At 63.1% G+C, this 19,329-nt stretch carries 14 protein-coding genes; 9 read left to right on the top strand and 5 right to left on the bottom strand.

Features of this window, described 5'->3' with window-relative positions:
• Nucleotide 1 precedes the first annotated feature (1 nt).
• Both B0G71_RS29595 and B0G71_RS29600 read right to left on the bottom strand, forming a co-directional pair.
• Nucleotides 2-1,360: an acyclic terpene utilization AtuA family protein gene (locus tag B0G71_RS29595; RefSeq protein ID WP_116148993.1), complete on the bottom strand. Its 1,359-nt coding sequence runs from the start codon at nt 1,358-1,360 to the stop codon at nt 2-4.
• 29 nt (nt 1,361-1,389) lie between these two features.
• Entirely contained in the window at nt 1,390-2,694 is a 1,305-nt protein-coding gene (locus tag B0G71_RS29600; RefSeq protein WP_116146231.1) for a CitMHS family transporter, read from the bottom strand.
• Between the two features lie 100 nt (nt 2,695-2,794).
• On the opposite strand from B0G71_RS29600, the gene B0G71_RS29605 reads away from it, so the two are divergent.
• The 3 genes from B0G71_RS29605 (at nt 2,795) to B0G71_RS29615 (ending at nt 5,730) form a co-directional block, all read left to right on the top strand.
• A complete protein-coding gene (locus B0G71_RS29605) occupies nt 2,795-3,688 on the top strand; it encodes a LysR family transcriptional regulator (protein ID WP_116146232.1) in 894 nt (297 codons plus the stop codon).
• Between the two features lie 155 nt (nt 3,689-3,843).
• Nucleotides 3,844-4,359 (top strand): DUF2844 domain-containing protein, encoded by a 516-nt coding sequence (locus B0G71_RS29610; protein ID WP_181916844.1) that lies wholly within the window; start codon nt 3,844-3,846, stop codon nt 4,357-4,359.
• A gap of 30 nt (nt 4,360-4,389) precedes the next feature.
• Nucleotides 4,390-5,730 carry a DUF3443 domain-containing protein gene (locus B0G71_RS29615; RefSeq protein WP_116146235.1) on the top strand — a complete coding sequence of 447 codons (1,341 nt, stop codon included), beginning with the start codon at nt 4,390-4,392 and terminating at the stop codon, nt 5,728-5,730.
• A 99-nt stretch (nt 5,731-5,829) separates the two neighbouring features.
• On the opposite strand, the gene B0G71_RS29620 is transcribed toward B0G71_RS29615, so the two are convergent.
• The gene (locus tag B0G71_RS29620) at nt 5,830-6,681 is read right to left on the bottom strand and encodes an IclR family transcriptional regulator (RefSeq protein WP_181916845.1); all 852 of its coding nucleotides are present in this window, start codon (nt 6,679-6,681) and stop codon (nt 5,830-5,832) included.
• Nucleotides 6,682-6,845: 164 nt separating this feature from the next.
• Here B0G71_RS29620 and B0G71_RS29625 point away from each other — a divergent pair, with 164 nt between their 5' ends.
• The 5 genes from B0G71_RS29625 (at nt 6,846) to B0G71_RS29650 (ending at nt 13,456) form a co-directional block, all read left to right on the top strand.
• On the top strand, nt 6,846-8,042 hold the full coding sequence (locus B0G71_RS29625; RefSeq protein ID WP_116146237.1) for an acyl-CoA dehydrogenase family protein: 1,197 nt from the start codon (nt 6,846-6,848) through the stop codon (nt 8,040-8,042).
• An 8-nt stretch (nt 8,043-8,050) separates the two neighbouring features.
• Nucleotides 8,051-10,303 carry an acetate--CoA ligase family protein gene (locus B0G71_RS29630; protein ID WP_116146239.1) on the top strand — a complete coding sequence of 751 codons (2,253 nt, stop codon included), beginning with the start codon at nt 8,051-8,053 and terminating at the stop codon, nt 10,301-10,303.
• A gap of 141 nt (nt 10,304-10,444) precedes the next feature.
• The gene (locus B0G71_RS29635) at nt 10,445-11,833 is read left to right on the top strand and encodes an MFS transporter (protein ID WP_116146240.1); all 1,389 of its coding nucleotides are present in this window, start codon (nt 10,445-10,447) and stop codon (nt 11,831-11,833) included.
• Between the two features lie 181 nt (nt 11,834-12,014).
• Nucleotides 12,015-12,833 (top strand): alpha/beta fold hydrolase, encoded by an 819-nt coding sequence (locus B0G71_RS29640; protein WP_116146242.1) that lies wholly within the window; start codon nt 12,015-12,017, stop codon nt 12,831-12,833.
• A 392-nt stretch (nt 12,834-13,225) separates the two neighbouring features.
• A complete protein-coding gene (locus B0G71_RS29650) occupies nt 13,226-13,456 on the top strand; it encodes a hypothetical protein (RefSeq protein WP_106278622.1) in 231 nt (76 codons plus the stop codon).
• Nucleotides 13,457-13,563: 107 nt separating this feature from the next.
• Here B0G71_RS29650 and B0G71_RS29655 read toward each other — a convergent pair whose 3' ends face one another.
• A complete protein-coding gene (locus tag B0G71_RS29655; protein ID WP_116146246.1) occupies nt 13,564-15,792 on the bottom strand; it encodes an NADP-dependent isocitrate dehydrogenase in 2,229 nt (742 codons plus the stop codon).
• A gap of 414 nt (nt 15,793-16,206) precedes the next feature.
• Here B0G71_RS29655 and B0G71_RS29660 point away from each other — a divergent pair, with 414 nt between their 5' ends.
• Nucleotides 16,207-18,390, top strand: a complete 2,184-nt coding sequence (locus B0G71_RS29660; protein ID WP_116146247.1) for a TonB-dependent siderophore receptor — start codon at nt 16,207-16,209, stop codon at nt 18,388-18,390.
• Here B0G71_RS29660 and B0G71_RS29665 read toward each other — a convergent pair.
• Nucleotides 18,387-19,325, bottom strand: coding sequence for a LysR family transcriptional regulator (locus B0G71_RS29665; RefSeq protein WP_116146249.1), 939 nt, complete (start codon nt 19,323-19,325; stop codon nt 18,387-18,389). The two genes, B0G71_RS29660 and B0G71_RS29665, sit on opposite strands and share 4 nt — an antisense overlap.
• Nucleotides 19,326-19,329: the final 4 nt, after the last annotated feature.

A 19,329-nucleotide genomic window follows, 5' to 3' on the forward strand; every position in this document is an offset into this window, starting at 1 on the left:
CTCACGCCTCCACCATCGAGAACGCCGGTGTCACATGCTCGCGCGACAGCAAAACCGATTGCACCGCGACGACTTCGCGCGCCGACTTCGTGACGCCGCCTCCGCCTGCCGGACCGTTGGTGTATAGCGTCTCCACCTCGTTACCGAGTTGCACGGCCTGCGCGAGCGAGGCCGTGCGCCCCGCCACTCGCGCTCGTACCTCGTACAGCTCGGCGTAACCAACTGCTGCGGTTTCGCCATGCAATGCGTTCACGCCGATCAGATCGAAGCGCAACTCACGCGTCTCTACGCCGGTCAACACGAGCCGTTCCCGCACGATATCGAGTGCGAGCCGCGCACGCGCCAACGCGCCCGGACCGCCATAGGAAATTTGCCCTTCGCCGATATAGCCATCGAAATAAGCAACCGACACCTTCAACGTATCCGTGCGCGGCGTGCCTCGCCCGCCGCTCACGCGAACGCGATCCGGCGCTTCCTGCGCGACGCGAACCTGGGAGAAATCCGCGACCACGTCCGGTTGCAGATAGCGCTGCGGATCGTGAATCTCGTACAGCAGTTGTTCCTTGCACGTCGCTTCAGTGACGCGTCCGCCGGCTTGCGCGAGCTTGGTGATGACTACGGCGCCGTCCTGCCCGACTTCGGCAATCGGAAAGCCGAGTCTCGCGAGGTCAGGAACGTCCTTGAAGCCCGGGTCCGCGAAATAGCCGCCGGTGATTTGCCCCGCGCATTCGAGCAGATGGCCGATCACGGTCGCTTGGCCGAGCGTCTGCCAGTCGTCCATGCGCCAGCCGAATTCGTGAATCAGCGGCGCGACGAACAGCGAAGGATCGGCCACGCGTCCGGTCAACACGATCTGCGCACCGGCCGCGAGCGCATCGACGATCGCGCTCGCGCCGAGATACGCGTTCGCGGACACGAGCCGCTCCTTGTAGTCCGCGACACGTTCTCCGGATTCCACGAAACTGAAATCGCCCTGACTCACCACGTCGAGCACGTCGTCACCGGTGACGGCGGCAATCTTCACGTCGCCGAGACCGAGCGAGCGCGCGATTTCCGCGGTCTTGCGCGCCGCCGCGAGCGGATTCGCGGCACCCATGTTCGAAATGATCCGCACGCCGTTGCGCAACGCGGCCGGCAACACCGCCTTCATGCGCGTTTCGAGCAACGGGTCGTAGCCGAGCTCGGGGTCCTTGCTGCGCGCCTGCTGCGCGATCGCAATCGTCCGCTCCGCGAGGCACTCGAAGACGAGGTAATCGAGCGCGCCGTGTTCCGCCAGTTCGACCGCCGGTTCGATACGATCGCCGGAATAACCCGCGCCCGCGCCGATGCGTACGGTCCGTTGAAATTGAGTGGCTGTCATGCTGGTCACATCCGTTCGTTCAGTGATGCTCACAGTGGGAATATCCCCAGCACGACGCAGGCAATCGTCATGACGATCGACGCGCCGAACAGCAAGGGGAACGTGAATTTCTGATGGTCGGCGAGATCGATGCCGCACAGGCCGACCACGAGAAACGTGGCCGGTGTCAGCGGGCTAACCGGAAAGCCGGTGGTCATCTGGCCGAGCAAGGCGGCCTGGCCGACGTGCACCGCGGGCACGCCGAGTTGGCCGGCCACTTCCGCGATTACAGGCAGCACGCCGAAGTAGAACGAATCAGGATCGAACAACATGCTGAGCGGCATCGACAGCAAGCCAAGCGCGACGGGAATATGGCCGGCCATCGCGGGCGGCACGAAACCGACCGCCGCTTGCGCCATCGCCTTCAGCATGCCGCTGCCTTGCATCACGCCGGTGAACACGCCGGCCGCCAGCAGAATGCCCGCCATCATCAAGGCCGCGCGGGCATGCGCGTCGATCCGTTTGCGCTGCATGTCCACGTTCGGATAGTTGACCATTAGTGCGATGCACAGGCCGACCATGAACATGATCGCCGGCGGAATCTTCTCGCCCATCACGACCATCGTGCCGAGCACGACCAGCGTCAGCACGATGTTGAACCAGAAGTTTTTCGGCCGGCGCAGCGCCTGTTCTTCGGACGTCAGTTCGCGTTTGGGCATGGGCACCGACCCGCTCGCGGCCGTGAGACCGAGCCGCTTTTCCTCGCGCCGGCCGAGCCAGAACGCCATACCGAACACGAATGCGAGGCCGATCGCCTGCACTGGAATCAGCGGATTGAACAGCGCCGAGATCGGCAGATGCAGCGACGCGGAGGCGCGAATCATCGGCCCCGTCCACGGCAGAAAGTTGATGCCGGCCGCCATCGAAACCGCTGCGGCCAGCACGCGCCGGTCCATCTTCAGGCGATCGTAGAGCGGCAGCATGGCGGGAATCGTGACCAGAAAACACACGGCGCCGGAGCCGTCCAGATGGATCAGCAGCGCGAGCAGCGTGGTGCCCATTACGATGCGCGTGGGCCGCGTGCCGACCGCGCGCAGAATGCGGTCGATGATCGGATCGAGTGTGCCCGCGTCGGTGATGGTGCCGAAGTAAAGAATCGCGAACACGAACATGCCGACGACCGGCGCGAGATTCTTGAGTCCGTCGATCACGAACTTGCTGGTCTGAAACCCGAAGCCGCCGATAAGCGACGCCGCAATCGGCACGATGATGAGCGCCACCAGCGGCGACATGCGTTTCGACAGAATCGCGCCGAGCAGCACGACGATGGTTGCGAGCCCCAGTAATGGCAGCATGTGCTTGTCTCCAAAGATTGTTTTTTACTGCGATCCAGCGTAAGTTCAAAGCGGCTATAAATCAATTGAAATGATTTGATCGCAGCAATTACAAACCATCATGGATCTGAATCTTCGGGACATCCGCGCGTTTATCGCCGTCGCGCAAACGGGCAGCTTCACGCGCGCGGCGACGCGGCTGCATCTGTCGCAACCGGCGCTGACGGTGCAGATTCGCCGGCTCGAAGAAACGGTCGGCATGCGCCTGTTCGACCGCAACAGCCGCAATGTCGCGCTCACACCGACCGGCCGTGAACTGCTGCCGCTGCTACAGAAGTCGCTGCATGACATGGAGCATGTGTTGATCGACGCGCGCGCGCTGGGCGTTGGCGCAAGCGGCACGGTACGGATCGCCTGTTTGCCGACGTTCGCGGCCAGCGTCCTGCCCGAACTCGTGCAGGACATCAAGAAGGCCGTGCCGCGCGTGAGCTTTCATGTGCGCGACGTGGTCGCCAGCATGGTCAACACGTTGGTGCGCAATGAAGAGGTCGACATCGGGCTGACCGGCGGCCAGCTCGACGATGCCGCTTTCGAGGTGCTGCATGCGGGCATCGACCGGCTGGTTGCGGTGTTCCCGAAACGGCATGCGCTTGCCCGGCGGCGGCGCATCACGTTGGCCGATCTCGCCGCCGCGCCGCTCGTGTTGACCGCGCAAGGCACGAGTGTGCGGGCGGTGGTCGATAGCGCTTTCGCGAACGCCCGCTGCACGCCGGAGATCGCGTGCGAGCCGACCTACATGATGAGCGCGGTGGCGATGGTGCGCGCCGGCCTCGGCGTAACGATCTTGCCGGAGTCGGCACGCGAAGTCAGGGCGGAGCCCGAGTTGATCGTGCGCGCGGTCGACGACCCCGCATTCACTCGCCCTATCGCGCTCATCAAAAAGCGCGGCAGGACGCTGCCGCCGGTTACGGAAACCTTCGTGGCGATGCTGATCGAGAAGCTCGGCGCGGATTGAATAACGGACGTCCGTTACCTTTCATTTTTAAACAGAGCCCGATTATCGCCATTAATCGTCTTATTTAATCGAATTCGCTCGCGCTAGTATCGGCTGCGTGCGAGCTCGAGGGTAAATCCGCTCTCGCGTATTCTCCAAAACTTTGAATGCGAAAAATGATAACGAGTCAATTTCGAATGCTCGCGGTGGCCGCAGCGTCGTTCGCTCTCGTCTCTCTGGCCGCTCCGGCGTATGCCGCATTGGGCGCCGCACCGACCTATGCGGTCACGGCCAGCAGCGCGAGCGCAGGGGCGGCCGGCCAGAATAACGCGGCAGTGGCGCGCTTCGCCGCCAGCGGCAGTGCGGCCTCGGCGGCTTACACCGTGAGCCAGACCACGCTGCCCTCGGGCACCGTCGTAAGCGAGTACATCAGCGCGGGCAATACGGTGTTTGCCTTGAGTTGGGAAGGCCCGACCATGCCGCCGCTCAAGACGCTGCTCGCCGCTTACTTCCCGTCGTATGTCCAGGCGCTCACCGACGCCCACGCCACGCAAGGCGGCGGCTACGGGCCCGCCGTCGTGCATCAGTCGGCGCTGGTCGTGGAGACCGGCGGCCATATGGGCGCTTTCGTGGGACGCGCCTATTTACCGCAAGCGCTGCCGCAAGGCGTGAGCGCTGACGATATCAAGTAACTCATTAAAATCATTAGAGAGAGAACAACAGTGCGCAAAATCGCAAGGGTTATTGCCGCGGGGCTCGGGCTCGGGTTGGCGTTAGGTCTTGCCGGCTGCGGCGGGGGTGGCGGCGGCTCCAGCAGCAACTCGACGGCTAATGCACCGGCTAATGCACCGGCTGCCGCCAGTGCGCCGACGGGGCCCGGCGGCACGACGTCCAACCCTTCGACCGGCGACTCGAGCTCCAACGCGCTCGCCGTCGATGCGTCTGCCGTGCCCACACCCGTCGGTCCCGGCAACACGATGTTGGTGACGGTAAGCGGAACGGGCATTCACAACCAGCCGATGGTCAGCGTCAAGCTCTGCGCCCCCGGCTCCAACGCGAGCACGAGTTGCACGACGATTCCCAATGTGATCGTCGATACGGCTTCGTTCGGGCTGCGTGTGGTGCGCTCCGCAATCCCGACCTCCACCTTCAACGCGCTCACCGCCGAAACGGATCAGTCGAGCGGCCTGCCGCTTGCTGAATGCGCACTGTTCGGCAGCGGTTATGCATGGGGTTCGGTGCATCTCGCGGACATCGGGCTGTCGAGCGAGGTTGCCGCTTCGGTGCCGATCCAGGTGATCGGCGATTCGGCGCTGACCATTGCCGCGCCGAGCGAGTGCCAGGTGGGCCGGCCGCTCGCCGCCGCGTCCGATCTCGGCGCGAACGGCATTCTCGGCATCGGCGTGAGCCCGGTGGACTGCGGCTCGCAGTGTGCGCTGACGGTGCTCTCGCAGTTCTATTACACCAATGCGGGCAACGCGGTCTCGGTGCCGGTCTCCAAGCAGATCAGCAATCCGGTCGCACGGTTCGCGCAAGATAACAACGGTGTGATTCTGGAAATGGCGCAGGTGTCCGACAGCGGTAGCGCGACCGCTCAAGGCACGCTCGTGTTCGGCATCGACACGCAGGCCAATAACGTGCTGAACGGCACGGGCGCGCCGATTTTCCGAACGGATCTGAACGGCGACTTCACGTCGTCATATGGCGGCACCACGTTCACGCAGACGTTCTTCGATTCGGGCTCGACGGTGATGTTCTTTCCGGACACGACGATCCCTCGCGACACGTCGTCCGGCTATTACATTCCGACCGCAACCGTGGGCCGTACCTCGACGCTGGTCGGGACCAATCCGGCGAGCGTGTCGCTCGGCTTCAATATTGCCAACGGCGCGACGCTGACTTCATCGGGGAATAACGCGTTCAATAATCTCGGGATCTACATGACCCGGCAGTTCGACTTCGGTCTGCCGTTCTTTTATGGCCGTCATGTGTATTACGGCATTTCGGGGCGTGCATCGTCGGGGGGCGGGACGGGGCCGTATGTGGCTTATGTTTCGAGTTAAGTGACGGTCGTCCCGCTTGTGAATGACGCTCGATCCGCCATGCGGTGACAACAGCGCGATAAAAATGAAACCCGGCCTGCGTGCCGGGTTTCATCCTTTTCAGTAAATTCCCATCGCCCCTTCCACACTGCGCACCATCGAAACGAGCCGCGGCCCGATATCGCCTTCCAGTTGATTATCCTTCAGCAGATAAGAAGGCACGCCGCAATTGAAAACGAGAATCTCGCCATCGGCTGACGGCTTCATCGGCACGGCGACGGCATGGATCTCGCGACGCAGGTCGCCGTAGGACACGCAAAAGCCGCGCTCGTAGAAATAGTCGATTGCGCTCAGTACGCGCTCGCGGAAGGTGCTCCATTCATGCGGCGACTTCACCGCGATTTCATTGCACAGCGCCTCGCGCCGCTCAGCGGGCAGCGCCGCAAGCAGCGCGCGGCCCATCGCCGTTCGCACGATCGGATAGCTCAGCCCGATATCCGCCGGCATTCCAAGCGGCGTACTGCTGCGGCTGCTTTCCAGATACACGACGTTGAGCCGGTCACGCATGCCGAGCGAAACTGAACCGCGAATCTGATCCGCCAGCTCCTTCATCGACGGCCGCGCGATCTGGCGCACGCTCATGCTCGCAAGCAACGGATAACTCAGCGACAACACGGCCGAGCCGAGCTGAAACTTGTTATTCATCCGATTGACGCGCAAATAGCCGAGTCGCGTGAGCGTGTAGGTAAAGCGTGAAATCGTCGCCTTGGTCATGCCGGTGCGCGCCGCCAATTCGGCATTGCCGAGTTGCGATTCGCGCGGCGTGAAGCAATGCAGGATGTCGAGGCCGCGCGCCAGCGTGGTGGCGAACTGGCGGTCGCCGTCGAATTCGTCCGGCACGTAGCGAGCTTTCGAATCCAGGTAATCGCCGGTGAGCGCCGCCGCATCGGACTGCTTGCTGTTGGCTGCCATCGCTGTTGCTCTCTCTTCTCCGTGATGGCCTATTCTGCGCTCCGCGTTCTGCATATCCAAACTCTGTTCTGCATAGTCGAACAAATCGCTCCGACTGCCGGTAAATCTTCGATAGTGAAGTCACAAATCGACCTAGACAAGCGACTCACATGACGGAGACAAGCATGACCAGCCATTCCTCACACTTCGACGCAATGCTCGCGGGCGTCGCAAAGTTCGTCCGCGACGAAGCAATCCCGCGTGAAAACGAAATCGAACAGGCGGACGCCGTACCGGCCGACCTCGTTCAACGCATGCGCGAGCTCGGCTATTTCGGCTGGAGCATTCCGCGCGATTTCGGCGGCGCCGGGCTGTCGACCGAGCAGTTGGTGCGCGGCGCGTTTGAGCTTTCGCAGGCGTCGGTGGCATTTCGCGCTCGGGTGGGCACCAACACCGGCATCGGTTCAGAAGCACTGGTCGCCGACGGCACGGACACGCAGAAACAGCGCTATCTGCCGCGGCTCGCGTCCGGCGAGTTCACCGGCGCTTTCGCGCTGACCGAGCCGGATGCAGGCTCGGACGCCACGGCATTGCGCACCACGGCGCGGAGCGACGGAGATCATTACATTCTCGACGGCAGCAAGTGCTTCATCACCAATGCGCCGATTGCCGATCTCTTCACCGTGATGGCGCGAACCGAGCCGGCCACGCCAGGCGCGGGCGGCATTTCCGCGTTTCTCGTCGAGCGTGGCACCCCGGGTCTTTCCACCAGTGCGCCATACGACAAGATGGGCCAGGCGGGCTCGCCGGTCGGCGACGTCGTGTTCGAAGGATGCCGCGTGCCGGCAGCCAATCTGATCGGCGGCAAGGAAGGCATGGGTTTCCGCACCGCGATGAAGGTGCTGAACAAACAGCGCATCCACCTCGCCGCACTATGCACAGGACCGGCCATGCGCATGCTCGAAGAAGCGCTCGCCTACACTTCGCGGCGCGAGCAGTTCGGCAAGCCCGTGGCCGAATTCCAGCTCGTGCAGGCGCTGATCGCCGAATGTCAGACTGAAATTTACGCCGCGCGCTCGATGATCCTCGAAACCGCGCGCAAGCGCGATGCCGGCGAGGATGTCGCGCTGGAGGCGTCGATGTGCAAGATGTTCGCCTCGGAAATGTGCGGCCGCGTCGCGGATCGCGCGGTGCAGATGCTCGGGGGACGCGGCTATCTGGCGGGCAACGCGGTCGAAAGGTTTTACCGCGACGTCCGCGCCTTTCGCATCTATGAAGGCACCACGCAGATTCATCAATTGAACATCGCGAAGATCACGCTGCGGCGCGCCGCCGAGCGAGATCAGGCGAAAGTTCGCGCCGACGCCGCGTGTGCAGCATGAGGACCGCCATGAACCCAGCAACCCATGACGCCGGCGCGCTCGATATCGGCCGACTTGTCGAGCCACGCTCCATTGCGATCATTGGCGCGTCGAACGATCCGAAGTCGATCAGCGGCCAGCCGATGCGCTTTCTTATGCAGCACGGTTACCAGGGCACGCTCTATCCGGTGAATCCAAAATATGCGCGGATCGACGGCGTCGCGTGCCATGACAGCATCGCCGCTTTGCCGTCCACGCCCGATCTCGCGCTGATCCTCGTCGCCGCGCGCCGCGTTCCGGACATGCTGCGTCAGTGCGGCGAAAAAGGTGTGGGCTTTGCCATCGTCTATAGCTCGGGTTTCGCCGAAGCCGGCGAAGCGGGTGCCGCGCTGCAGCGTGAATGCGCGGACATCGCGAAGGCTCACGGCATTCGCGTGATCGGACCGAACTGTCAGGGTTTCGTCAGTACGGGCGCAAATGTCTACGCCGGATTCGGCGCGCCCTTCGGCGTCGCTTATCGGCGCGGCGGCCTGTCGCTGATTTCGCAAAGCGGCGGCTTCGGTTGCGCGCTGCTTCTCATGGCCGACGAACTGGGCATCGGCTTGCGGCACTTCATCACGACTGGCAACGAGGCCGATGTCAGCCTGCTCGATCTCGTCGACGCGTGCATCGCCGATCCGCACACCTCGCTGATCGCGACGTACATCGAAGGTCTGAAAGACGCGGGACGGCTGGTCGGCGTGGCGAACCGCGCGCTCGACGCGGGCAAACCACTGCTCGCCTGGAAGGTCGGCAACACCGCCGACGGCGCCAAGGCCGCCGCGTCGCATACGGCGAATCTGGGCGGCGCCTCGGCGCTGTATCGCACGGCCTTCCGTCAGACGGGGGTGATCGAAGTGAGCGACGTCGCCGACCTCGGCGACTACGCCCGCGCGTTCGAAGCCGGACGCCTGCCGCGCGGCAAGCGGATCGCGGTCGTCACGCTCTCGGGCGGCGCCGGCATTCTCATCACCGACGCCTGCGCTGAGCGCGGCATGTCGGTGCCCGCGTTGTCGGCAGCGACGCTCGAGCGCCTGAAGCCGATCGTGCCCGCGTTCGCCTCGCTGAACAATCCAATCGACCTGACCGCGGGCATCCTCGCGGAGCCGAAAATTTTCGCGGACGCCTTGCAGATCATCGCCGACGATTCGAATATCGACGCCATCGCGATCATGGCCGCGGCAGCGAGCGGCGAAGTCGCGCAGGCGATGGCCACGGCGATCGTGCGCGTCTACGGCAGCATCGACAAGCCGCTGATGCTCGCCTGGAATGCGCGCCGCGACATGGCCCGCGAAGCGTACGAGACGATCGAGGCGCACGGTGTGCCTCTGTACGCGACGCCGGTGCGTTGCGGACGCGCTTTCGCCGCGTTGTCCGATCATGCGCAGGCGCGTCGCGCGCGGGCAGAGGCGCGCGATCCGATGCCGCGAGCTTTGCGTCGCTACGACGTCGCGCACGCGCATGCGTTGCTGGTCGATAGTCAGGGCAAGCATGGCGACCTGAATCTGACCGAACACGCTTCGCAAGCGCTGCTGCGCGACTACGGCATCAATGTCCCGAAAAGCGGGCTCGCGCAGAATCGTGACGAAGCATGCGCGCTGGCGCGGGCAATCGGTTTTCCACTGGTCATCAAGGTGCAGTCGCCGGACATCGCGCATAAGACCGAAGCCGGTGCCGTGCGGGTCGGTATCCGCGATGAAGCGACGCTGGCCGCCGCCTTCGACGAAATCGTCGGGAACGCTCACCGTCATGTGCCGCACGCGAGGATCGAGGGCGTGCTGGTGCAGGAGGAAATCCGCGATGCGATCGAGATGATCGTCGGTATCGAAAACGACGCGTCGTTCGGACCGGCGGTCATGTGCGGGCTCGGCGGTATCTATGCCGAAGTGCTGAAGGACGTGAGCTTCCGGCTCGCACCGGTCACCCATGCGGACGCTCACGCGATGATTCGCGAGCTGCGCTCGTTCGCGATGCTCGACGGTGTGCGCGGCAAGCCGCCCGGCGATATCGAGGCGCTCGTGGAGACCATCGTCGCGCTATCCACGATGGCGCTCGATCAGCAGGCGAGCCTGCGTGAACTGGATATCAATCCGCTCTTCGTGCTGCCCGCGGGCAAAGGCGTGCGCGCCGGCGACGCTTTGGCGCGCCTGCTGCCGCGCGCTGCTGACTCGAACGACGCTGCGGACCGCACCGGCGCCATGCACGAAAGCGAGCATTGCGCGCCGGCCGTGGTGGACGGATAGTGCAGCGGCGCCGGGCCGCTTTGAGATCGGGCGCCGCCGGGCCGCCGCATGACGCGCAACGCTGTTGCGAGACATGTGGCAGCACGTAACGACAGACACGGCGACGCTCACCGCAGTTGGCATTTTTCGCGCGAGACCATCATGCACGGCTATTCGCATTCAGACGCATCGACATCCGGCGACAACACGTCCGTCGACGTCGAACGCACTTATCGCAAGATCTTTTTCCGGCTGATTCCGTTGCTGTTTCTCTGCTACGTGATCAGCTATATCGACCGCGTCAACATCAGCTTCGCCAAGCTTCAGTTCATGCACGACCTCGGTTTTTCGGAGTCGACATATGGTCTGGGCGCGGGCCTTTTCTTCATCGGCTACGTGCTCTTTGAAGTGCCGAGCAATCTGTGGATGCAGCGTATCGGCGCACGCCGCACGCTTTTACGCATCATGTTCGCGTGGGGGCTGGTGTCGAGTCTGATGATGTTCGTGCGCACGCCGACGCAGTTCTACGCCATGCGCTTCCTGCTCGGCGTGGCTGAAGCGGGCTTCTTCCCCGGCATCATCTTCTATCTGAGCTGCTGGTTTCCGGGCGCGCGGCGCGCTCGCGTCACCGCCTTCCTGATGATGGCGACGGCGGTGGCCGGGATTGTCGGCGGCCCGATGTCGGGGTTCATCATGACGCGGCTGGCCGGCGTGGGCGGCTTACCCGGCTGGCAGTGGCTGTTCCTGCTCGAAGGCGTGCCGGCGGTGACGCTCGGCATCGTCGCCTTCCTCCTGCTCGGCGACAAGCCGGACGATGTGAGCTGGCTCGACGAGCATGAGAAAGCGCTGGTCTCACGTGAACTCGCCGCCGACGAAAAGGCGAAACAGACCGGCCATCTCGACGGACTGCGCGGCGCGCTCGCCAACCCGCACGTTTATCTCGCGGCGCTCGTCTACTTCGCGGTGATGATGCCGTTCAACGCGATCGGTTTCTGGGCGCCCACCATCATCCGCGATCTGGGCGTCGCCAACGTGCTGGACGTGGGCCTGTTGTCGGCGCTGGTGTTCATCGCGGCGGCGCTAGGGACCTACGTGGTGGGCGCCAGCTCGGACCGGACCATGGAGCGGCGCTGGCACGTCGCGGTGAGCGCCTGCGTGACCGCGCTGGCGTTTGCCTTGTTGCCCGCCGCCGGCCATAACGTCACGCTCGGCGTCGGGCTGCTGGCGCTTGCCGCAGCGGCGTCGTATGGGTCGTTCGTGGTGTTCTGGACGATTCCGCAGACCTTCCTGCCGCGCTCGTCGGCGGCGGGCGGTATTGCGATGATCACGAGTCTCGGCGGCACCGGCGGATTCGTGAGTCCGGCGTTCGTCGGCTGGGTCAAGACGCAGACCGGCAGCGCGCAATATGGATTGATCGGACTGGCTGTTGTTTTGCTCGCGGGCGTCGTGTTGATGCTGGTGGTGTTCCCCGCGCCGGGCAGAAAGCTCGCAGTGGGCGCGACTGGCGGCAATCCGGCGGCACAGACCGGGCTCGGACAGACGCGTCACTAGAAAGAGCCGTGTGGGGACGAAGGAAGATGTGCCCACACCGCCCGAATGCAGAATGTCGTAGGTCTGTTGATCTTCTGATGGCAACGCTGGCAACCTAGCGAATCACAACGCAGCATGTTGCAAGGACCGGAGTAGCGCGCTAAAAGCGCCAACTCCGGTCGACACAGCGGAGACAACGGCAATGGAACCCTCCACCCACCCTCACGACGACGACCTCGAACGCTTCGAAGCCCACGGCGCTGCGCCGCGGCCGGTCCCGAGCGACGAAGGCTACGTCGAGCACGAAGGCGCGCGAATCTGGTACGCATCGTATGGCGCAGGCGCGCCGGTGATCCTGCTGCACGGCGGTCTCGGACACAGCGGCAATTGGGGCTATCAGGTTCCGGCGCTGCTCGACGCGGGGCATCGCGTGGTGGTCGTCGACAGCCGCGGCCACGGCCGCAGCACCCGCGACGCGCGGCCCTACCACTACGAACTGATGGCGTCCGACCTGCTGGCCGTCATGGATACGCTGCAACTCGAACGCGCCGCGCTGGTGGGCTGGAGCGACGGCGCCTGCGTCGCGATGGTGGTGGGTGCCACCGCCCCTGAGCGCGTAGCGGGCGTGTTCTTCTTCGGCTGCAATATGGATCCGAGCGGCACCAAACCGTTTGTACCCACGCCCGCGATCGAGCGCTGCTTCAGCCGCCATGCCAAAGACTACGCGCAGCTATCGGCGACACCGCGCGAGTTCGAAGCGTTTGTCGGCGCGGTCAGCGCGATGATGAAAACCGAGCCCAACTATTCCGCCGACGATCTGACAAAGATTCGCGTGCCGGTCGCGATCGTGCAGAGCGAGCACGACGAGTTCATCAGGCCGGAACACGCCGACTATCTCGCGCGCAGCATTCCGGGCGCGGAGTTGATCCTGCTGCCCGGCGTGAGCCATTTCGCGCCGCTGCAAAGGCCCGCGCAATTCAATCGCGTGGTGCTGGACTTCCTGCGCCGGATTGCACATTGAACAAGACGGCGGCGCTCTCCGCGTCTCCCGGCTGCCGCGCTTCGGTGCAAGCGTCGCTCAAAACCCTCAATATTTCACGATGCGGAACGATCGCGCGCTTCGTAAAAAATCGTGGTGCGTGGCACAAATTCGGCATTTCGCAATGTCGCCCCACGTTGCATATCGTGAAACAGTAGAGATAATCCGTTATTTATAAACAATAATTTTTGATGGAACGAAGCATCTAACAGCCACTTGCGCCGCTGCATGCTGACGTAGACTCTTTTACAAGAGCCGGCGCTTCAGTAGTCGAGCGGAGTGGGAAGAGACGAAACACTGTCTGAAGAATCCCAACCTCTGGAACGAAGCCGCCACGGCACCGCGGTTTTTAAATGGTACTTGGGAGACTAAAAATGAAAGGCTTTCGCTTCGGTTCGAATCAGGGTGCTTTCTATATTTTGCCGGGCCAGGACGGTTGGGAGGCGACCTACGGCAATGAAACGCTCGGTGAATTTGCCAGCCCGCAACAGGCAGCGGACGACCTCGCGCGCGGCTTGATCTGCCCGCATCTCTCGGAAGCCGATGACACGTCGACGCTCGAGATTCCCGAGAAACTCAGCGACTGGGAAATCGTTCACGTGTGATGGCCTGCATGGCCATTGTCCACGTCGGCGTAGAAACGACGATGGCGCTCGAAAGCGCCATCGTCATGTTTACCGCTTGCTTCTTTGCAGCTTACGGCCTCAGTGCCTTAAGCAATCGCATCCACGATCTTGTTGAGCGTGGCGCTCGGACGCATGGCCTTGCTCGTCAGTTCGACATTCGGACGATAGTAACCGCCAATATCCACCGGCTTGCCCTGTGCCGCAGCCAGTTCTTCGACAATCTTCGCCTCGTTCTCAGCCAATGCCTTCGCCACGCCGGCGAACTGCGCCTGCAGCGCCGCGTCTTCGGTTTGCGCGGCCAGTGCTTCCGCCCAGTACAGCGCGAGGTAGAAGTGGCTGCCACGATTGTCGATACCGCCAACCTTGCGCGCCGGCGACTTGTCGTTGTCGAGGAACTTGCCAGTTGCCTGATCCAGCGTCTTGGCCAGAACCTGCGCCTTCGGGTTGTGATACGCGCTGCTCAGATGTTCGAGCGACGCGGCCAACGCCAGGAATTCACCCAGCGAGTCCCAACGCAGGAAACCTTCTTCGACCAGTTGCTGAACGTGCTTCGGCGCCGAACCGCCCGCGCCGGTTTCGAACATGCCGCCACCGGCCATCAGCGGGACGATCGACAGCATCTTCGCGCTCGTGCCCAGTTCCATGATCGGGAACAGGTCGGTCAGGTAGTCACGCAGCACGTTGCCGGTGACCGAAATCGTGTCCTTGCCGGCGCGAATACGCTCGATCGAGAACCTGGTCGCCTCGACCGGCGTCATGACGCGAATGTCCAGACCGGTGGTGTCGTGGTTCTTCAGGTATTGCTCGACCTTCTTGATGATCTGAGCGTCGTGCGCGCGAGCCGCGTCGAGCCAGAACACGGCCGGCGTGTTGGTGGCGCGGGCGCGGTTGACCGCGAGCTTGACCCAGTCCTGAACCGGCGCGTCCTTGGTCTGGCACATGCGCCAGATGTCGCCTGCTTCCACCTGGTGTTCGATCAGCACCGTGCCGGCCGCGTCCGTCACGCGAACCACGCCGTTTGCCGGGATTTGGAAGGTTTTGTCGTGTGAGCCGTATTCTTCAGCCGCTTGCGCCATCAGGCCGACGTTGGGCACAGTGCCCATCGTGACCGGATCGAACGCGCCGTGCTTCTTGCAGTCTTCGATCACCGCCTGATACACGTCCGCGTAGCAGCGGTCCGGAATCACCGCCTTGGCGTCGTGCAGCGCGCCGTCCGCGCCCCACATCTTGCCCGACTCGCGGATCATGGCCGGCATGGACGCGTCGACGATCACGTCGCTCGGCACGTGCAGGCTGGTAATGCCCTTGTCCGAATTGACCATGGCCAGTTGCGGACGCTGTTCGTATTGCGCCTTGATGTCGGCTTCGATCGCGGCAACCGTTTCAGCCGGCAGATCTTTCAGGCGCGCGTACAGATCGCCGATACCGTTGTTCGGGTTGAAGCCGGCTTGCGCCAACGCGTCGGCGTGCTTGCTCAGCACGTCTTTGTAGAACACCGACACCACGTGACCGAAGATGATCGGATCCGACACCTTCATCATGGTGGCCTTCAGGTGCACCGAGAACAGCACGCCCTTCGCCTTCGCGTCCGCGATTTCCGCTTCGATGAAGCTGCGCAGCGCGTTCTTCGACAACACCGAAGCGTCGATGATCTCGCCCGCTTGCACGGCCGTCTTTTCTTTGAGCACCGTCTTCGAGCCGTCCGCTGCCGTCAGTTCGATTTTCACCGAACCGGCTGCGCCGATCAGCGCCGACTTTTCGCTGCCGTAGAAATCGCCGCCGCTCATGTGTGCGACGTGCGACTTCGAGTCCGCGCTCCACGCGCCCATCTTGTGCGGATGCTTGCGTGCGTAGTTCTTGACCGACAGCGGCGCGCGGCGGTCCGAATTGCCTTCGCGCAGCACCGGGTTGACGGCGCTGCCCTTGATCTTGTCGTAGCGCGCCTTGACGTCTTTTTCGGCGTCGGTATTCGCGACGTCCGGATACGCCGGGAGCTTGTAACCCTGATCGCGCAGTTCGCTGATCGCGGCCTTCAGTTGCGGCACCGACGCGCTGATGTTCGGCAGCTTGACGACGTTCGCTTCCGGACGCGTGCTGAGTCCACCCAGTTCCGCCAGATCGTCGGGACCCTTCTGTTCCGCGCTCAGGTAATCGGGGAATGCAGCGATGATCCGGCCGGCAAGCGAAATATCGCGCGTTTCGACGATCACGTCGGACGAGCGCGTGAACGCCTTCACGATCGGCAGCAGCGAGTAAGTCGCCAGAGCAGGCGCTTCGTCGGTCAGGGTGTAGATGATCTTCGGCGGTGTGGACATGTTCGGTGCTTTGCTAGGTGAAGTGTTAGACAGAGCGTTCGGCGGTGCCGACCAGCACGTTGCGGCAAAACAACATTGCGGCGCGACGCACGGCACTACTTTCTACGGCCAAGCCGTGAGTATATGCGTGTTTTCCTCTACTCGCTGCTAAACAAACATATCCCGGAAACGCCACCAAGAGGGTCGAGCCCCGCCAGACAAGGCTTTGGGCCGATTTAGCATCGTCTTATGACAGATGTCTTATAGATGACTCAGAACTCGCAACAAATATATTGTTAATGCGAATCAGATGCATTACCATTTAAACGCACCTGTGTTCTTACATTTCGATTACTCCAACCACTCGCTGTCGCTGAGGCCGTTTCGCACTTTTCCGGGTGCGTGACAGGCGTCACTCTGTCCAATTCGAACAACATGCAGATATTCTTTGTCGCCGGCAAACCGGCGTTTGTGCGCGGCCAACGCCGCACTCCCTCGCTGCTGAGCGCGGGGCTTCTGGCCAGCGTCGGTTTGACGCTCTCCACGCTGTCGACTTCGGGCTGGGCGCAGGTCGCGGCCAGCGACGCCAGCGCGACGCTGCCAGCCGTGAGCGTCTCGGCGTCGAAAGACACTACCGTGGCGCAGGCCGACACAATCAGCGCGGGCGCGCTGGGTTCGCGCAAGCAGGTGGACACGCCGTTCTCGACCCACGTCGTGACGAGCGACGAAGCGCAGGACCTGTTCGCGACGACCGCCAATGACCTGTACAAGTACGATCCGGCGGTCTCGGTGATCAGCGACAACGGTGTCAGCGAAAACTCGATGTTCACCGTGCGCGGCATGCCGATCGACACGCTGAACAGCATCAAGGTGGACGGCCAGACTTTCCCGTCGTGGGATACCGACCTCTCACTGGAGCCGTTCGAGCAGGTCGAATTGCTCAAGGGCCTGTCGGGCTTCATGTACGGCTTCGGCTCGCCGGGCGGCATCGTGAACTACGTGTTGAAGCGCCCCACCGACACGCCGTACCGCAGCGTCTCGGTCGGCTACAAGTCGGCCGGCGTGTTCAGCGAGGCGGTGGATCTGGGCGGCCGCTTCGGCAATGACGACCGTTTCGGCTATCGCCTGAACCTCGCCAACGAAAACGGCAACACCGCCGAAGACCACGGCCACGTGCGCCGCCAGGTCGCGTCGCTCGCATTCGACTTCCGCATCACGCCGGATCTGACCTGGAGCGCCGACGCGTTCTACCAGAAGCGCAGAACCAACGGCACGCTGTTCGGCCTGATGTTCGGCGCCGACGCCGGCGGCATTCCCGACGCGAGCAAAGTCACCCACGCGCTCACGCAACCGCAGAACTACTACGAGACCGAGATGGCCTCGTTCGGCACGGGCCTGGATTACCGCATCTCCGAAAACTGGCATGCGAGCATCAAGTACCGCTTCGCCAAGGAGAACCGCACTAATTCGGACAGCTTCCTGTTCGTCACCGACCCCGCAGGCAACTACTCGAACACGCTCTATGCGGCCCTGACGCGCTACTTCTATCAGAACGTCGACGGCATGGTGCAAGGCCATTTCAACACTGGCAGCATCAAGCATGACGTGGTGGTGGGCGCGGGCTTCCTGACGCAAACCAGTGAGTACAGCAACAGCACGGGGTGGAACGAAGGCTACTTCCTCGGCAACGGCAATCTGTACGCCAGCACCTTGCTGACCAACGACGAAGTCAGCATCAGCTCGAACCTGTACCGTCAGCAGCGCACCACGCAAGCCGCCGTGTACGCGAGCGACACCGTGCAACTCACGTCGCGTCTGTCGGCGCTGGTCGGCGTGCGCTACACGCAATACCAGCAGCACGTGTACGACCCGAGCGGCGCGGTGTCGTCGCAATACCAGGCGGACCCGGTCACGCCGACCTTCGCGCTGATGTTCAAGACCGATCCGTACTCCACGCTGTATGCGAGCTACGTGGAGTCGCTGGAACAGGGCGGCGCGGCGTCGAACACCAACCTCAACTACCCGGACACCTTCGGCCCGCTGCGCAGCAAGCAGTACGAAGTCGGCTTCAAGACCGATCACGCCAAGTGGGGTGCCAACCTCGCGCTGTTCCGCGTCGATCAGGGTTACAACTACACGAACGTCGACAATATCTTCGTGCAGGACGGCACCAAACGCTATCAAGGCCTCGACGCGAGCGGCTGGCTTGCGGTCACGAGCGAATGGCGCGTGCTGGGCGGTGTGATGTGGCTCGATACGAAGGCCATGGACGTCAACGACCCGACCGTGGAAGGCAAGCGCATCTACGGCGCGCCGCGCTTCACCGTGACGGGCCGCATCGAATACAACCCGTCGTATCTGCGTCCGCTGACGCTGGCGTTCGGCGGCAAGTACGTCGGCAACCAGGCAGTCGATGCGCAGAACACACAGTTCGTGCCGGCATACACCACGTTCGATCTGAGCGGCCGCTATGAGACGAAGATCGCCGGCAAAGACGTGACGTTCCGCGCGGGCATCAACAACCTGTTCAACCGCCGTTACTGGACGACGGCGTGGGGCTACTACGTGGCGCCGTCGCCGACGCGCACTGCCGTAGCCAGCGCAACGCTGCAGTTCTAAGCATCGCGTGAACGAGGGGCGCCCCCGGCGGGTGCCCCGATCATGGCGGGAATCTCCGCAACCAGCGCATCGATCGCACAGCGCGTTTTCAGCGGCAGATAGCGGCTCTTGGGCCACACCAGGTGAATCTCCTGAGCAGGCCGGAAACAATTCTCCATCACCGTCACCAGCTCGCCTGTTTTCTCATAACGGGCCAATAGCCAACTCGGCAGCCATGCGAGGCCGAAACCGGCGAGAGCGGCATCGACAATCCCCTTCATGTCGTCGAAACCGAGTTGCGGCTGAACCTGCGCGCGGCGGATTTGCCCGTTCACATCGACCACGTCCCACGGCTGCGCCGATCCTGCTCGCAAGTAGGCGATCACCGCATGGCCGCGTAATTCCTCCACGTTGCGCGGCGTGCCATGACGCGCGAGATAAGCCGGCGCGGCGCCGATACTCGCATGCTGCATGCCGAGCTTGCGCGCGGCGAGGCTCATGCTGTCGGCGAGCGGGCCCACGCGCACCACGAGATCGAAACCCTCTTCGATCACGTCGACGAAGCGGTCGGTAATAGAAATGTCGATCTTCAATTGCGGATGCTTGCGCGCAAGTCCGAGCAGCACAGGCGCCACGCAGTAGTGACCGAAAGCCTGCGGCACGCTCACGCGCAAACGGCCTTGGGGCTCGCGTCGCCCGGAGTCGAGATCGGCTTCGGCGGCTTCGAGTTCGGCCAGCGCGCGCACGCAGCGGTCGTAGTAAGCCTGGCCGTCTTCGGTGAGGCTCTGGCTGCGCGTCGTGCGATTGAGCAGGCGCACGCCGAGCCGCTTCTCCAGCCGCACGATCACTTTGCCGACCGCCGAGCGCGTCAGGTTCATCCGCTCCGCCGCGAGCGCAAAACTGCCTGTTTCCACCACGCGTACGAACGTCGTCACGCCGTCGAGGATGTCGCTCATCTGT

The organism is Paraburkholderia sp. BL27I4N3 (assembly GCF_003386115.1).
Lineage (GTDB): Bacteria > Pseudomonadota > Gammaproteobacteria > Burkholderiales > Burkholderiaceae > Paraburkholderia.

Coding starts and splice junctions, on each gene's coding strand:
- B0G71_RS29595 (WP_116148993.1), bottom strand. CDS start 1,360: ATGACAGCCACTCAATTTCAACGGACCGTACGCATCGGCGCGGGCGCG.
- B0G71_RS29600 (WP_116146231.1), bottom strand. CDS start 2,694: ATGCTGCCATTACTGGGGCTCGCAACCATCGTCGTGCTGCTCGGCGCG.
- B0G71_RS29605 (WP_116146232.1), top strand. CDS start 2,795: ATGGATCTGAATCTTCGGGACATCCGCGCGTTTATCGCCGTCGCGCAA.
- B0G71_RS29610 (WP_181916844.1), top strand. CDS start 3,844: ATGATAACGAGTCAATTTCGAATGCTCGCGGTGGCCGCAGCGTCGTTC.
- B0G71_RS29620 (WP_181916845.1), bottom strand. CDS start 6,681: ATGGCAGCCAACAGCAAGCAGTCCGATGCGGCGGCGCTCACCGGCGAT.
- B0G71_RS29625 (WP_116146237.1), top strand. CDS start 6,846: ATGACCAGCCATTCCTCACACTTCGACGCAATGCTCGCGGGCGTCGCA.
- B0G71_RS29630 (WP_116146239.1), top strand. CDS start 8,051: ATGAACCCAGCAACCCATGACGCCGGCGCGCTCGATATCGGCCGACTT.
- B0G71_RS29635 (WP_116146240.1), top strand. CDS start 10,445: ATGCACGGCTATTCGCATTCAGACGCATCGACATCCGGCGACAACACG.
- B0G71_RS29640 (WP_116146242.1), top strand. CDS start 12,015: ATGGAACCCTCCACCCACCCTCACGACGACGACCTCGAACGCTTCGAA.
- B0G71_RS29650 (WP_106278622.1), top strand. CDS start 13,226: ATGAAAGGCTTTCGCTTCGGTTCGAATCAGGGTGCTTTCTATATTTTG.
- B0G71_RS29655 (WP_116146246.1), bottom strand. CDS start 15,792: ATGTCCACACCGCCGAAGATCATCTACACCCTGACCGACGAAGCGCCT.
- B0G71_RS29660 (WP_116146247.1), top strand. CDS start 16,207: ATGCAGATATTCTTTGTCGCCGGCAAACCGGCGTTTGTGCGCGGCCAA.
- B0G71_RS29665 (WP_116146249.1), bottom strand. CDS start 19,325: ATGAGCGACATCCTCGACGGCGTGACGACGTTCGTACGCGTGGTGGAA.